The 13,756-nt window shown below is 66.0% G+C and carries 15 protein-coding genes; 6 read left to right on the top strand and 9 right to left on the bottom strand.

The window, feature by feature from the left end:
• The 7 genes from VD972_RS36725 to VD972_RS36695 form a co-directional block, all read right to left on the bottom strand.
• Window positions 1-526: hypothetical protein (locus VD972_RS36725; protein WP_324993484.1), on the bottom strand; the 526-nt coding region annotated here is incomplete at its 3' end.
• Between the two features lie 75 nt (window positions 527-601).
• A complete protein-coding gene (locus VD972_RS36720) occupies window positions 602-1,039 on the bottom strand; it encodes a hypothetical protein (RefSeq protein ID WP_324993483.1) in 438 nt (145 codons plus the stop codon).
• A 70-nt stretch (window positions 1,040-1,109) separates the two neighbouring features.
• Window positions 1,110-2,222, bottom strand: a complete 1,113-nt coding sequence (locus VD972_RS36715) for a phage major capsid protein (RefSeq protein WP_324993482.1) — start codon at window positions 2,220-2,222, stop codon at window positions 1,110-1,112.
• An 84-nt stretch (window positions 2,223-2,306) separates the two neighbouring features.
• Window positions 2,307-3,071, bottom strand: a complete 765-nt coding sequence (locus VD972_RS36710) for an HK97 family phage prohead protease (RefSeq protein ID WP_324993481.1) — start codon at window positions 3,069-3,071, stop codon at window positions 2,307-2,309.
• Window positions 3,072-3,092: 21 nt separating this feature from the next.
• A complete protein-coding gene (locus VD972_RS36705) occupies window positions 3,093-4,451 on the bottom strand; it encodes a phage portal protein (RefSeq protein WP_324993480.1) in 1,359 nt (452 codons plus the stop codon).
• 20 nt (window positions 4,452-4,471) lie between these two features.
• Complete coding sequence (locus VD972_RS36700; RefSeq protein WP_324993479.1) at window positions 4,472-6,007, bottom strand: terminase large subunit domain-containing protein; 1,536 nt, start codon at window positions 6,005-6,007, stop codon at window positions 4,472-4,474.
• A complete protein-coding gene (locus tag VD972_RS36695) occupies window positions 6,000-6,614 on the bottom strand; it encodes a hypothetical protein (RefSeq protein WP_324993478.1) in 615 nt (204 codons plus the stop codon). The genes VD972_RS36700 and VD972_RS36695 overlap by 8 nt, the downstream gene beginning before the upstream one ends.
• A 393-nt stretch (window positions 6,615-7,007) precedes the next feature.
• On the opposite strand from VD972_RS36695, the gene VD972_RS36690 reads away from it, so the two are divergent.
• Window positions 7,008-7,310 (top strand): hypothetical protein, encoded by a 303-nt coding sequence (locus VD972_RS36690; protein WP_324993477.1) that lies wholly within the window; start codon window positions 7,008-7,010, stop codon window positions 7,308-7,310.
• Between the two features lie 114 nt (window positions 7,311-7,424).
• On the top strand, window positions 7,425-8,318 hold the full coding sequence (locus tag VD972_RS36685) for a GGDEF domain-containing protein (protein ID WP_324993476.1): 894 nt from the start codon (window positions 7,425-7,427) through the stop codon (window positions 8,316-8,318).
• Window positions 8,319-8,398: 80 nt separating this feature from the next.
• On the opposite strand, the gene VD972_RS36680 is transcribed toward VD972_RS36685, so the two are convergent.
• Both VD972_RS36680 and VD972_RS36675 read right to left on the bottom strand, forming a co-directional pair.
• On the bottom strand, window positions 8,399-9,076 hold the full coding sequence (locus VD972_RS36680; protein WP_324993475.1) for a hypothetical protein: 678 nt from the start codon (window positions 9,074-9,076) through the stop codon (window positions 8,399-8,401).
• A complete protein-coding gene (locus tag VD972_RS36675; protein WP_324993474.1) occupies window positions 9,040-9,855 on the bottom strand; it encodes a DNA-processing protein DprA in 816 nt (271 codons plus the stop codon). Before VD972_RS36675 ends, VD972_RS36680 begins: the two co-directional genes overlap by 37 nt.
• Window positions 9,856-10,417: 562 nt before the next feature.
• Between VD972_RS36675 and VD972_RS36670 the strand changes: the two genes are divergently transcribed.
• From VD972_RS36670 to VD972_RS36655, 4 genes are all read left to right on the top strand, one after another.
• Complete coding sequence (locus VD972_RS36670; RefSeq protein ID WP_324993473.1) at window positions 10,418-10,735, top strand: PadR family transcriptional regulator; 318 nt, start codon at window positions 10,418-10,420, stop codon at window positions 10,733-10,735.
• A complete protein-coding gene (locus VD972_RS36665) occupies window positions 10,732-11,463 on the top strand; it encodes a hypothetical protein (RefSeq protein ID WP_324993472.1) in 732 nt (243 codons plus the stop codon). The genes VD972_RS36670 and VD972_RS36665 overlap by 4 nt, the downstream gene beginning before the upstream one ends.
• A gap of 162 nt (window positions 11,464-11,625) precedes the next feature.
• Window positions 11,626-12,069, top strand: a complete 444-nt coding sequence (locus tag VD972_RS36660) for a hypothetical protein (RefSeq protein WP_324993471.1) — start codon at window positions 11,626-11,628, stop codon at window positions 12,067-12,069.
• A 1,296-nt stretch (window positions 12,070-13,365) separates the two neighbouring features.
• On the top strand, window positions 13,366-13,756 hold a 391-nt coding region (locus VD972_RS36655; RefSeq protein ID WP_324993470.1), incomplete at its 3' end, for a hypothetical protein.

Below are 13,756 nucleotides of genomic sequence, written 5' to 3'. Positions count from 1 at the left end.
CTTTGCGCTGGTACCACGCCGTCACTACCTCGAGCACGGCCTGCTCCAACTCTGGGGGCATGTCGCTGGTGGGGTAGGTGGTGAGCGCCACCTGTCCAGGCGTCACCCACCCGCTGGTGAAGGTGACGAGAATCTCTCCCGTGTCGTGGGCTCGGAACGGCGTGGAGGAGATCCCGGGCGTCCACTCCCCGGTAAAGGGCCAGGAGTACGTGCTGCGTGCGACGATGCGGCCCTTGCGTGCCCCGTCCCTTCCGTCGAGCGCGTAGAGGCCGGAGTCCACCGCGCTCCCTCCTACGGCAATGGAGGCGAGGCTCTGGATGGCTCCGCTTTCCAGCCACAGGTAGCGCCCGCCACGGCCCACCACCGTCTCCTCCACGTCCTCGCGTCGGTAGAGGGGGTAGCCCAGGAACTCGGCCAGGGCGGAGCTCGCCGCGGTGATGATGCCCGGGAGCGACGCCTCCGAGCTGGCTACTCCAAGCCGCGCTGCTGCCGTCGCTGCCGTCGTCATGTCCATGGCGTTGGGCATGGTGGCTCCAAGAGAAAGGCCGGGGGCAGCCGGTAAAGGCCACCGCCCGGCCGGGAGTGAAGAGAGGAGGGGGGCTCAGATGGGCAGGGTGCCCTTGCCGCCCAGCGCCACGCTGGCACCCACCAGCGCCTTCGGGGAGGTGCCACCGCTGGCTGTCACCACCACCTTGACGCGCAGGTAGAGGTGCCCATCCGGGAGAGCAGTGAGGTCGACATCCACCTCATCCGCCTTCTCGTCCGCCGTCAGGGTGATCGTGGAGTCGGCCACTGCAGTCGCGCTGGCGAAGTTGTCCGTGGCCGAGCTCTCCAGTGAGTAGGCCACCGAGTAGCTGGTGGGGCTGCCGGTGGCCGCACCCGTCATGCCGGTGAGCGTGCAGGACTTGGCGCTGTCCAGGGTGATGGCATCGCCATGGTCGGTACCTGCTGCGAGGGCCACGGGCGGGTAGCCCTGGATGGCATTGGAGGCACCCACCGTCTGAATGAGGGCGCCGATGTTGGTGGTGGAAGCGTGCATCGAGAGGTGCTCCGGGGGACTGCGAGTGAAGGGAAGAGGGCCCAGCTGAACTGCCCAGGCCCTGGGTTCATCAGGAGTACGTGAAGTCCGAGGCGTAGCTGAACGCCGTGTCGTACTTGAGCTTCCAGTCGCACTTCATGACGGCCTTGAAGGAGGTCAGGTCGTTCTTGAAGTCCGGGGCGCCCATGGTGATCTCCGGCGTGCCGCCCTCGCCCGTGCCTCGCTCGAGGCCGAAGTAGAGCTGCGTGGCCAGGCCGAAGAAGATGTAGCCGTCCGGCACGTTCTCCGTGGAGAAGAACGGGTGGCCCTGGAGGCGCCCCTGGTTCATCTCGTCGTTGAAGATGTAGCCAGCGTTGTCCCGCAGGCCGCGCAGGGCGAACTCCGTCCTCGAGTTGAAGGCCCAGAAGGGCGCGTTGCCCTCGAAGGGCAGGTTGCTCGCCTTCACCTTCTGCTGCATGGAGTTCAGCCTGGCGATGACCACCAGGGCGTTCGCGCTGGTGATGGCCGTGCCCGTCACCTTCTGGTCCGTGGCCAGGAGCTTGACGATGCCCTTCGGGTTCGCCCCGCTGCCGTCGCCCAGGAAGCCCTTCGCGTCGACCACCACGGCGATGGCCGACATGAGGTCATCCGTGATGATGCCCGCGCTGTCGATGTCCGGGTTCCTCAGCATGTCGTTGCTGGGATCCGCGAGGGCCATGATCTTGTGGCCGTCGAGGATCACCGCATCGGTGCTGTAGGTGGCCGGAGTGACGGAGCCGCCCTCCTTCACGAACGCAGCGACTGCGCCGCCGTTGAGCCGGCCGATGTTCATCTTGCCGGTGAAGGGCTGCACGATGGCCCCGGCGCGCAGGAGCACCGCCCTCGGGCGCAGCAGGGGGATGATCTCGCTCGAGTACTCCTCCTTCAGCAGCGAGCCACCCTGGCCGTACACGCCCTCGTACATGGAGGCGGCCTTGTTGACCGCATCCCGGAGCGCGGCCGGGACCTGATTGAGCGGGCTGTTGACGTACAGGCTCTTCACCCGGACGCCAATGGCATGGCGGAAGTCCACCTTGCCCTGGCCGTTGGCCTTCTGGCCGTTGGCGGGGGCGCCCTGGTTCCGGGCAGCCATCTCCTCTGCCACGCGCTGGGCCACCGCCGCGTTGATCGCCTTCGACATTCCACTGGGGAGGCGCAGCTTCATGGTGTGTCGCTCCTACGTGCTGGTGCTGATGGGGAAGGGCGGTTGCCCGCCCTGTTGAGGTTCAGTGGGTAGAAGGGGCGGGGCTCAGCTCTTGGCCTTGCCAGGGGTGAAGAAGGCCTTCATCTCCTCAGCCTCCTCGGCCGAGAGTTCCACCTCGATGCCGTCCTCGGTGTCGGCTCCCTTCTCGGGCTCCTCCTCCGCGGACGCCTCGGCGGGCACCAGCTTGGCGATCAGCGCCTCCATGGCCACGAGCTTCTCCATGAGGGGCTTGAGGCACTCGTCGACCGTGGCGCGGATGACGTCCACATCCGCCTGCTCCAGCGCCTTGCTCGCGGTCGCCTCTGGGGTGGTGTTGCTCTTCTGCTGCGGGGTGGGGTTCGTGTTCTGGTTCTTCACGCGCTCAGCCTCGGGGTTGGCGGGGATGTTGGTGATGCTCACCTCGAGGAGCTCCACCTCGTCGTAGTCGAGGCCGCCCTCCTCGTTGTACGAGTGCTTCAGGATGCGGAAGCGGATGCTGCAGGTGCGCAGGGTGCCGGCCGCCACCTTCGCGGCCACCTCCGTCGAGCGCTCGCCGATGCCGTCGAAGGTGGGTTCCATGAACCACTCGGCGCCCTCCTGGAAGACGCGACAGACGCCGATGGCCGGGTCCCAGTCCTGGTGGTTCCAGAGCAGCACGGGGTTCTTGAGGTAGTTCTCCGTCTTCAGGCCGGCGGGCTTCACCCGGTCCCGGTGCCTGTCCAGCACCTCGGTGGACATGCGGAAGACAGGCTTGCCTCCTTCGGCTTTCGCCGGGGTGAGGTAGGCCAGGGACTTGATGACGCTGTCTGTGGGGAGCTGGGGCTTGCTCATGTCGGAGGAGAAGGGGCGGCGCTACCCAGCCGCTGGGCCTCGCGGCGGGGGAGGGTTGCGCGGCTCCTTCGTGTCGTCGTTCACCGGATGCGCGCCGGGCAGCGGCATGAAGCGCACGCCCTTGAGCTTCGGGTCGGCCTTGTAGCCCGCCAGCTCGCGCAGCTCGTTCATGTAGAAGGCGGGGTTGGGCGCGGCCGTCATGGCCTTCAGCACGCGCTCGAACTCCTGCGGGCGCGGATCGTGGTAGTCGAGGAAGGCGTCCCGATCCACGAGCGGCACCAGCTTGAGTGCCCACCAAGCCCGAAGGAACTCAAGGCGGGGGAGGGTGGCGTGCTGAGCCAGCGTGTACTTCGCGGCGTCGGCGGTGGAGCGGTTGGAGCTGGAGAGATCTCCCACCAGCTCAGGGGGCACGTTGTAGCACTGGCGCATGTACGCGCGCAGACCCTTCTCCACCTCGTCCATCTGAAGCGCGCGGAAGTCCTGCTGCACTGCGGAGAGCGTCGTCTTGCCAGTAACGAAGAGGACCTTCGCGACGTTGTCCGGGCCCGTGAAGCTTTCCTCGTACTTCTTCTGCAGGTCCTCCACTCCACCGCCCAGGCCGGCATCTCCATCCGGGCCCTGCTCCACACCCACAACGGCAGCCGGAAGGCCCCCTCGTTCAAAGGTGACCTTGCGCCCGCGCTGAATCGCCTCGGAGGTGTCGAGCTCATCCCCAAGGGCGATGCCGCGGCCCACGCCTCGCCCCATCGGGTTTTCGGGATCCAGGTGCTTGAGCCAGATCATGTCCGACTCGGCGACCCGCCCGTTGAAGTTGTTGTACGCGATGTGGAAGTAGGGGCTCGAGCTTGTAGGCGTCATGAAGACGCAGCTCGGAGGCACTGGCTCGTACCCGTTGACCGGCCCGTTGCCGTTCGCGCGGCGGAGCCACATGAACGCCTCGCCGGCCAGGTCCAGGTGGACTTGCAAGAGCTTGAGCACCTCACGCCCTGGGGCAAGCGGCGTCGGTGCGGTGAGCAGCGCCTCCAACTCGTGGCCTGGCACCTCCACCATGTCCCCGGTGCGCAGCGCCTTGGCGCGTTCCTCCCAGCGCTCGCGGGGATCCAGCACCGACTTGGCCATGGACGTGAAGCGCTTCTGCGCCGCCCTGGTGGTGGCTTTGTAGACGTGCCACGGGGGCGAGGCGACGGACTCGGCCACGGTGTCCACCACCATCTGGAAGAGGCCGTGGTGCCGGTAGGCCAGCATCACGCTCCGGCTCCCGCGTCGCGGAGCGAAGGTGTTCACGGGGATGGAGTAAACGAGCGGCCGACCGCCGCCGTTTGGCAGCAGGCCGAACTTCATCGCCACGTTCATCGCAACGCGCTGGAGGAAAGAGGCCATCCCCCGGAAGAAGTGGCGGTCTACTCCTCCGAGTCCTCCTCTCCCTCGTCATCCTCGGTGAGGGAGACGGTGCCCCGCATCTTCGTGGAGCGGGCCACGTACTTGTAGATGGGCCAGGCGAAGGCGTCCGGCCCGTCATCCCGCGAGTGGCCCCCTTCAGCCCCAGTGAACTTCGAGAGCTGCTTCTCCAGCCTCTCGTGCCGGCCCACCATGTGCACATACCCAGCAGCAGCGAGCATGGCCACGGGCCGGGCCCTGTCGGCCTTGCTGCCCCCAGTCCCTCGGCCAGCGCGCACGAGCACGACGGGCACGCTCGAGTCATGGAGCTGCATGAGCTTGCGGTTCTGTGAGCCGCCCGTATTGGACTCCACCAGCACGAGACAGCGCTCTGCCAGGTGCTTCCACTTATGGAATGCGGCGGCGGCCAGCTGCACCCATACCGGATCGGGACTCTTCTTCGAGCGGTCTTCCAGCACGTAGGAGTGGTACAGCTCGTCATCCTCCTCCCGGATCCCCTCCACCACCACGCCGTGCGTATCGCTGCTGTCCTTCTCTCCTGTGGCTGGATCCACGCTCACTACCACGAGGTCGAAGAGCTTCTTGCTGGCGAGCCTCAGGAGCCGCCGTGGAGGGATGGCCTCAAGGGAACGGACGCGGTACCTGTCCCACTGGACGTGGCGGTACACCGTGGCGTCCATGTGCCAGCGCAGGTCTCCGAGGTATTCCTGCCTCCCATCTGGACTCGTGGCCGCGCTGCGCCGGGCTTGGCGGATGTACGCCGGGTCCAGGTTCGCCGCGTTGTCGAACGTGGTGGAGCGGCCAATCACCAGCCCCTCGCGGTCCTCCAGAATCTCTCGGAAGATCGGGGTGCCTGCCGGCGTGGTGGTGATCATCCGCCGCGAGGAGAGGCCCATATCTCGCATGCGTGGGGTGATTCCGCGGCCGACGCGCAAGCACTCCTTGAAGACGGCTACCGGGTCCCGCTTCCACGCGATGATCTCGTCCAGCCACTCGAAGCTGTAGCCATACCCTCGGAACTTGTCTGCGTCCTGCGCCGGCAGATAGTCGGCCACCACCCCGTTGGGGAAGACGAGCTGCTTGTCGTTCTTGCGGTGCTCGGGTTTGAACCAGGGAGGCGCGAGCGTGAGGATGCCGCTGGGGCCCTTGAGCTGGTTCTTCTGGATCTCGGTGTACGTGGGCCCGACGATGAGGATGCGCGCGTGGGGATCTGCCTGGGCCTCCTCGATGACTGCGCAGGCCCCGGCGTGAGTCTTCCCGCTGCCGCGCCCCCCGCAGTAGAAGTACGTCCGCCACGGCCGACCCAGGGTGAAGGAGGGCACGCGCTGCACAGGGCGGAGGGAGAAGACAGGGTCATAGTACGCCGAGAGGATCTCATCGTTCGAGGTCTCCAGCTGCTCGAATGCCCCCGCGACGGTGCCCCACTTCTCTCGGGCTCGCAGGGCCATCCGCTCGAGCGGCGAGTACCGCCCATGCGTCTCGGGCGACACGATGGTGAGGCCAGAGAAGGCGTCCTCACTGACGATCTCCTCAGACATGGCAGCCCTCGGGAGAGGGTGGTGGAGGTGGATCGGAGGCGTCCTGCTCAGCCTTCACCCGCTCGTCATCCACCTTGAGGAAGCGCTCCAGCCTCTCCTCGAGCGCAGCTCGGGCCTGCGCGGGCGTCAGCAACTCGCCCACCACCGCCTGGCCTCGAGCCGCCGCAGGCTCCTTGGGGATCGTCCAGTTTTTTGGGTCGCGGACTGCGAGGGAGTAGGTGACGAAGCGCGGGTTGCAGTGCCGATCCGTCACGGACTGCAGGCCGAGCTTGCGCAGGAAGCGCTGGTGGTGCGCCTCAGCCCGCTCATAGGCAATGAGGAGCCGGGTGTACTTCGAGCGCTTGCGCTTCCCCGCCGCCTCCCGGCCGCGCTTGAGCCAGGCCCCCAGGCAGTCCTCGGTGGTGCCAGCCTCGGCCGCAGCCGCGCGTTTGGTGGCCCCGCTGGCGATCTCCTGGGCGATGATCGGGATCATCTCGGGCTTGAGCGTGCTCTCGGGTCCAGGCTTTTCGCCGGGCCCATCCCACCCCTCCAGCGGGTTCGGCACCTCGGGCGCAGCCTCCCCGTCCTCGTCCCGGTCCTCCTCGGGCGAGCGCCTCTTCCGGTCCATGCCGCGGGGGCGCGTCATGTAGGAGAGAAGGGGCGCGGCCCCTGGCCTCCCAGGAGCCCTCAGGAGCCACGCTTCCCCAGCCGCTACCACTCCACCGGCCACCCTCGCTTCGAGCGCCTGGGCCCAGGGGGAATGGCCAGGGCCCTAAAAAATGGGGGGGTCGTCCGACAGATCTCAGGGAAATCTGTGGGGTAAACGCGCGCCTCGGATTGCACGGGGCCAAGCAATCCAATTTCTCGCCCGCAGCCCGGTTTTTGAGGGTGGGGGGTGCCCAGCGCCTCACCATGTCGCACATGGCCTCCTGAGGGGGCCGCCAGGGCTCGCTGTGGGCCGCCGCTTCTCTCGGACATGCCCCCGTCCGACCCTGCTCAGCGTTCACAGCCGTCCCCTTGGGTGGCGCCTCCGTTCCTCCTCACCGCTTGCCTCACGCTGGTGGGCTTCGGCGCCATGTGGGGCGTGATGACGAACCGCCAGGATGCGGCGGACCGCCAGCGCGTTGAGGACCGCGCGCAGATCCAGGCCGTGCAGGCAGATGCCACCGCGCTCCGGGTGCGCGTGGCTCTGGTGGAGACGGAGCAGACCGGCGCCAAGAGACTGCTGGACACCGAGGTGGCGGGCCTGCGCCGCGAGGTGGAACGCCTGGCTCGCGCCGTTGAGCGGCTCACCGACGAGCCCCCGCGCACCTCCCGCCGCTGACGGTGCCGAGGTTCTGTGGTCTGCTGCGCCGCTACCGTGCGCCACCCTCGCGCTATGCTCTAGTCAGGCAGAAGGGGTGCGGCCTGCGCTGTTTGCAGAGAAGGGATCACGAACTTGTCGGACTACAAGAACGACGCCCGATTCCAAGAACTGGAGTTCCTCGCCCAGTTCGAGAGGACCCGCTGGGTGGACGTGAGCTTCCCCGGCGGCGGGAGTTTCGAGCGCGACAAGAAGCGACAGATGATCGTGTCGCTCATCCTGCGCGGGATGCTCAATGGGCCGGATGTCGAGGCGCAACACTACACACCCGGCAAGCATGGCTCTCCATACGCCGACCCCGGCGAAAGCATGGAACAGCATTTCCGCACTGAACGGGCGCAATTGATCCATGCACTCATGAAGGGGGAGCGGGGCAACCTGGAAATGGGCCATCTGGGGCGCCTGCGCTTCTACGAACTGCAAGACCAGTTGAGAGCAACGCGTCTCCGCGAGGCGTTCGGCATTCTCTTCGACGGACGTCACGTCGAGCGGGATGTGGCGGTGGCCATCCTCAACAGCAAGCCCGAATCCCCCGTCTCACTTGCCTATCTCGACGTGAACGGCCTCAAGGCTTTCAATGAGGACGGCGATCACGCCACAGGCGATGCCGCCATCAAAGCGTTCTTCCACGTGCTGGAGAAGGCGGTCTCGGGCGTGGGTGATGCCTACCGCAAGGGTGGCGACGAGGTGGTGGTCATCATGCCGGGAACGCCGCTTGCGGAGGCTCGACGGTGCATGAAAGGAGCCCTGATGTCGCTCTCCAAGGAGGAGATCAGTGTGAAGGGCGTGCGACGGAAGCTTTCGTCGGCCTGTGGCATTGTTGCAGTGACCTCCCCTCAGGCGGAGGCCGAGGCTGAGATTCATCGCGCTGACCTCGTGCAGAAGGAAGCCAAGGCGGCCTCCAAGAGCTCTGATGGGAGCAGGAGTAGCGCACTAGCGGTGCAGGACGAAGGAGTAGAGTTGATCTAGGCGTAGCTTCGCCCAGCCACACCTCACATCTGTGGCTGGGTCCACTCGTTCAGCCCGCTCAAGGTTTACCGCGTGGTACGTCACCACCCCTTCGGGACGATGAGGTCCCGCAGGGGCTCGGTGATGATCGCCAATGGGTCATCGGGCGACTCCTGCGCCGTGCGGCCCGCACACACGCCGAAGGCTACGCTTCCATCAGCCTTCTCGATGCGGCGTGCGCTGGCGCGGAGATGCCCACCGCCGGTGCACACATCATCCACCAGCACGTAGGAGGCTTCCTCGTCCAGCATCTCGGTCACCAGTAGGTTCTGGTAGAGCATGAGGGCGTCGCGTGATCCGCCCGTGTGAGAGGCCGGTTTGGGCGCCTTCCAGCGAAGGATGTCAGCAACTCTGACGTCCTCCACACCGCGATCCACCAGCGCAGCTGCCAACAGATTGGCCATGTTCCTGGCCGGGAACCGTGTGAACTTCTTGCCGTTTACGGCGTTGCTGCTGGGGATGGGGACGAGGCGCACCGGGCTCTCCCCACACATCTTCTCCTGTACGAGATGATGTGAGGCAACCTTCGCGAAACAGGCAGTAGCCGCTGCCTGATCGCCGGACACCAAGCGCATCTTGTTGCTGCCGACGGGGAACATGGCGTACCCGTTGAAGGGGGTACCCTTGAGCGCCTTGATGAACTTGAGCGCCGTGTGGTCGTCCGGGCCCCAGGGGCCTCGGGTCAGGTAGGTGCAGAGACTGACAACGGTGAGAGGCATATGCCGGACTCCCGGAGGGCGCCCAGCACGTCCTCCGTCGTGTCCAGCATACGAGTACGGGGCTTGCCCCGGAAGTTCTTTGGCCAGGTGAGCTTCGGATCCTCGGCCACGCTCCGTGAGATGAAGAGCCAGCGCTGCAACCGGTTGCACGCGACGGCCTGGTAGAGGGTGCCGGAGGTTTCCCCGGCCTCGATGATGACGGTGGCATCCGAGAGCGCCGCCATGGTGCGGTTGCGAGCCGGAAAATTGCCCTGGTGCGTGCTCGACCCAATGGGGAACTGGGACACCAGGAGGTGATCCCGGTAGATGGCCTCCTGCAGCCGCTTGTTCTCCGCGGGGTATGCCTGATCGAGAGGGGTACCGATGACAGCGATCACCTTCCCGCCGGCCTCCATGGCGGCGGTGAGCGCCGCGGTGTCCACGCCCTTCGCGAGCCCAGAGACAACGACGACGCCAGCCTGCGCCAGCTCGCGCGCAAGTTGGCGTGCCCGGTCCGCACCGTCCGGGGAGACTGCGCGGGTGCCGACGATGGCAACACACGGCTGGCGCACGAGCGCCAGGTCGCCCGAATAGAAGAGTGGGGCGTCCGGGTTGAGGAAGCGCTCCGCAGCTGGGCCCTCGTCCGGATCTGGGAGTGACCGGAGTTCGTCGAGCAGGGTGAGGAGCGTGGTGGTGTACCAGTGGGTCGGCGGAACGTAGGCGGGGCCTCGCGGCGCGCTTGTCCTCGGCGCTGCCACTCGCTTCACCGTGAGGAGCCCATCGCTCTGCCTGCGGGCCATCGTCATCGCTCTCCCTGCACCCAACCTATGACACCTGCATGCAGGTTGTCCTGTACCGCTACCACTTCCGGACTCGACTGAGCGATTCCACGCACTTGCACGCCTGGGGTAGAGGCGGGCGGGCGTGGGCAGTCCAGAACCACTGCACGCCCGCGCTCCTCCTACTTCCTAGGCTCGCCGTTCCTGAATCCACGTGGCGAAGATGAAGTCCTCTTGATCCTGCCGGGTCAGGAACCTCGCCGAACAAGCCGGGTGGAAGCTCCGCACCACTAGCAGTTGGCCTCCGCCGGCGATGCGCACATGCACCGATGCGGTCTGCAGGATGGTGGTGATGGGGTGACTGCATACAGGACAGGTCAACAATGTATTCAAGTGTACTCTCCTTGCCGGAGGGGTTGTTCTCCGGTTTCTCCAAGAGATTGGGACCCGCTGTTGAGACCCTCGCGGCGTTCCAGCGCGGACCTGCATCGTGGCCGTAAGCCTCAGACCTACATCCGGAGCAAGGAGGTATCCTTAACTTCTATGGTTGAATTCCTCTAACTTTGAGGATACCTTCTTGCGCATGGATACTCCGGTCAACGCGAGGACGGCCATCATGGCGATCCTCATCAGCGGCAAGAGCTACGGCCTCGAGATCATCGAGAAGGTGAGCGAGCGCACCAAGGGGGCCATCACCCTCAACGAGGGCAGCGTCTACCCCACGCTCAAGGCCATGGAGCGCGAGGGCCTGCTGCGCAGCTTCGACGGCGAGCCCATGCCCGAGCGTGGCGGGCGCCCACGGCGCTACTACGAGCTCACTGGCGAGGGCCGTCGTGTGGCCACCGAGCAGCACGCCGCCATCGCGGGGCTCTTCCTCCAGCCGGCGTGGGGTGGCGCATGACCGACGACATCGACCCGGAGGGTCTGCGCGAGTGGCGTCGCTACGCGACCTTGCGACCGAAGAGGCCAGAGGGGCCAGTGCGGCTCCGGGAGTTGTTGCTGGAGCGGCAGATGCAACTCCGGGGGATGTTGCAGAGGTGGCCACAGCAGCGCTGGGGTACGTGGCCGGAGCCGGCTCTGTCCTGGAAGACGCGGCAGAAGGAGCAGGAGCGGACAGTATGCCTCTTGGCGAAGTGGCAGGAACCGCAGGAGCGGACGGTGCCAGGGCAGGGGATGGAGAGTGGTGAGTTGACAGACGAAGCCATCAAGTCCCTCAGCGAGATAGTGGCGGCAGAGGTGACCAAGCTCCGGGAGGCAGAGGCGGCAAAGCGCGTGGCGGAAGAGCAGGCTGGCAGCGCTGCGAAGAGTGCGCCGGAGATGCGCGTGGACAAGATTCGCGCTCGCAGCAGGTGGGCGTTTCCTGCGGGGCCGCACCCCCAGGAGCGGGCCTCAGGTGTCCTTGAGTGGGTTGCCAAGAGGGTGCCGAAGCGCATCAACACGGAGGAGATCGGGGACGCACTGGAGAAGATCCATCGTCTGGTGGCGGAGGGACGTTCGTCGTGGAGCATCTACCTCGCTGTTGCCAAGGCGTTCTTCTGGGTTGGTGTCCACACGGTCTTGCACCCCGCAGAGCGGCTCCTCAACATCCTCGAGAAGTTCGCGACGGGGCAGGGCCATGACCGGAGGTAGCGACACTGCGGCACTTCTCCGCAGTTCCGAGCGCCGGGTGGCCACCGAGCAGCGCACTGCTCTCATTGGGCTCCTGCAGCCTGCGTGGGTGTTCGGGTGAGCGACGACAACAGCAATCAGCCCCCATTAATCACCACATCTTGCTCGTGTTCGAGAGCAGAAGTGGCCGACTATTACCTGAGGTTCTTTGGCAGGGATCCCAGTCAAGAAGATTTGGAGGTGGAACTCTCCTCGTCGCATCCGCATCGCGCCCACGTGGATGACATGAAGTTGCGCCTTGTGTCTCTGCGTGCGGAGGACTCGTCACATCTCGCGAAGCCTCAGGACTCGTCGCATCCCGCAAAACCTCGCGCGCTTGCGCCAGCAGAACGGTCCCTCGACCTTCTCGCGATACTCGTGCCTAGCCGCATCGCCAACGAGGAGATCGGCGACGCTCTGGAGATCATCCACGCGATGGCAAGGGACCAGCGACCTGCTTGGGCCATCTACCTCAGGGTCGCCAGGACGTTCTTCTGGGTGGGCATGCACACGGTCCAGCATCACGTCGTGGGGTGGCTCATCGGCATCGTGAAGATCGCGACCAGCCAGGGCGACGACAGGAAGTAGCTCCGACGAGGACAAGGCGCTGGAGCGGAGTGCCCTTCGTTCCCGCCCCCCAGCGGCACCGCTGAGTACGAAGGGGGAACTGCTCATGGAGATGAGCAGTGAACAGGAGACGTTTATGCGTGAACAAGCAGTTGGTCGTTCGCTGATGCCCTGCGGACGAACTTGCTGAGGGCCCTGGCTGCCCATTAGAGCGACGACCTGCGGAGGGCAGTAGGGGAAGGCTGGCAAGTAGGGGACGTAGGTCCCCTACTTTGAACGCTGCCCAGAGCGTCGCGAACATCTTCGAAATGCGGGTCGTCGCCCCAGACACCTCGCCAGAGGGCCTCTGCACAGCGTTCGAACGCTGATCATCAGTTCCAACCCCCCAGGTGGGGGCCCCAGAGGGCGGGGCGGGGGGGGAGGGGGCGGGGGGGACCTGATTGGTAGGGCAGTTGCAATGCGCCAAAAGGGCCAATGTTGATTGACGATCTTGGTATGGCACAGCACAGTGGCAGTACGTGAATGCACTCACGGCAGGCACGTGAGTGAGGGGCGTGGCGCTGGGCTCAGGTTGAGCTCTTCTCGGATGCGCTGAGGAGGACACAAACTCGCTGGTGGGTCCGCCCACCGAGAACTTCACGGGGCATGGCCCCGACAAACTACGGCCGGCACCACGGGAGTTCGAGCTCCCCTGGGCCGGCCTTGGAACGACGGGGATCCCGGTTGCCCAGGAGCCGTTGCTCTCGTGTGGACGCGAGCAATGTCATTCTGGACACCGCACTGCCCGCCGTCAACAAGGGCCTTGCGCCCCGCGGGAGGGACTGTGCCCCGCGCACAGTGGGAGTCCAGTCGTGACGAGACGCAACAAGCGGAAGCCGTGTCGCTGCGAGGTGGCCAACATCGTGCTGGGGGTTCTCAACGTGGCGCTCACCGCGCTCCGGCTGTTGAGCCCAATCCCGTAGGCCCATCGACGGCGCAGTTCTTCAAGCCCGGTCACCGCTTCGCGGGGTGGCCGGGCTTCTCTTTTGCTGGTACGGCACGTGAAGGAGGACACCCCGCTTACAGCAGTCAGCTCGTTCATGGGCGTGGCCATCCCCGACGAGGTGCAGCAGGAGGAGGCCAGGCGCAGCGCCGGGCCTGGACGAGCGGAACTCACCGCGAGCACTGGCCGCGCGCCAGCTCGTCGTCCAAGTCCGTCACCTGGGAGCCAGCGAAGACGGACACGCTTGAGGCTGCGAGGGTGGCCCCAGCAGACGCGGCCACGTCTGCCCCCTGGAGCAGTAGCCGCGGCCTCTGGGATGGGGGAGGATCGGGGGAATGCGCTACCTCCTCCTGCTGCTGTCGACCGTAGTGCTGGGTGGGTGTGTCGGGCCCTGGGCGCTCCAGCGCCACCAGCGGCCACCGCCTCCTACTGATCCCGTCACACGCACGGAGGATTGGTACAACCGCTGCGACGAGTACGCCTTTCACCCTGATGAGGCGTGGCCGGAGTGCCGCCAGTACATCAAGTCTGGCGAGCGCGAACGTGACAGGTGGAACGCCGCTCAGCGGCGCTATGCCGCCGGCATCCACAGCAGCAACCCCACCTCCATGACGCCCGAGGAGATCGCCGCCATGGAGGAGACGGCGCGACAACAGCGAGCGGCCATGCTGAAAGGGATGGAGAACATGGCGCGGGCCGGAAAGCGAATCGGTGCCGCGATAGCCG

Origin of the sequence: Hyalangium sp., from assembly GCF_035629615.1 — a bacterium.
GTDB lineage: Bacteria > Myxococcota > Myxococcia > Myxococcales > Myxococcaceae > Hyalangium.
This window is presented reverse-complemented; position numbering and strand designations above follow the sequence as displayed.

Coding starts and splice junctions, on each gene's coding strand:
- VD972_RS36700 (WP_324993479.1), bottom strand. CDS start 6,007: ATGTCTGAGGAGATCGTCAGTGAGGACGCCTTCTCTGGCCTCACCATC.
- VD972_RS36665 (WP_324993472.1), top strand. CDS start 10,732: ATGACCGACGACATCGACCCGGAGGGTCTGCGCGAGTGGCGTCGCTAC.
- VD972_RS36695 (WP_324993478.1), bottom strand. CDS start 6,614: ATGGACCGGAAGAGGCGCTCGCCCGAGGAGGACCGGGACGAGGACGGG.
- VD972_RS36670 (WP_324993473.1), top strand. CDS start 10,418: ATGGATACTCCGGTCAACGCGAGGACGGCCATCATGGCGATCCTCATC.
- VD972_RS36675 (WP_324993474.1), bottom strand. CDS start 9,855: ATGGCCCGCAGGCAGAGCGATGGGCTCCTCACGGTGAAGCGAGTGGCA.
- VD972_RS36680 (WP_324993475.1), bottom strand. CDS start 9,076: ATGCCTCTCACCGTTGTCAGTCTCTGCACCTACCTGACCCGAGGCCCC.
- VD972_RS36720 (WP_324993483.1), bottom strand. CDS start 1,039: ATGCACGCTTCCACCACCAACATCGGCGCCCTCATTCAGACGGTGGGT.
- VD972_RS36715 (WP_324993482.1), bottom strand. CDS start 2,222: ATGAAGCTGCGCCTCCCCAGTGGAATGTCGAAGGCGATCAACGCGGCG.
- VD972_RS36710 (WP_324993481.1), bottom strand. CDS start 3,071: ATGAGCAAGCCCCAGCTCCCCACAGACAGCGTCATCAAGTCCCTGGCC.
- VD972_RS36705 (WP_324993480.1), bottom strand. CDS start 4,451: ATGGCCTCTTTCCTCCAGCGCGTTGCGATGAACGTGGCGATGAAGTTC.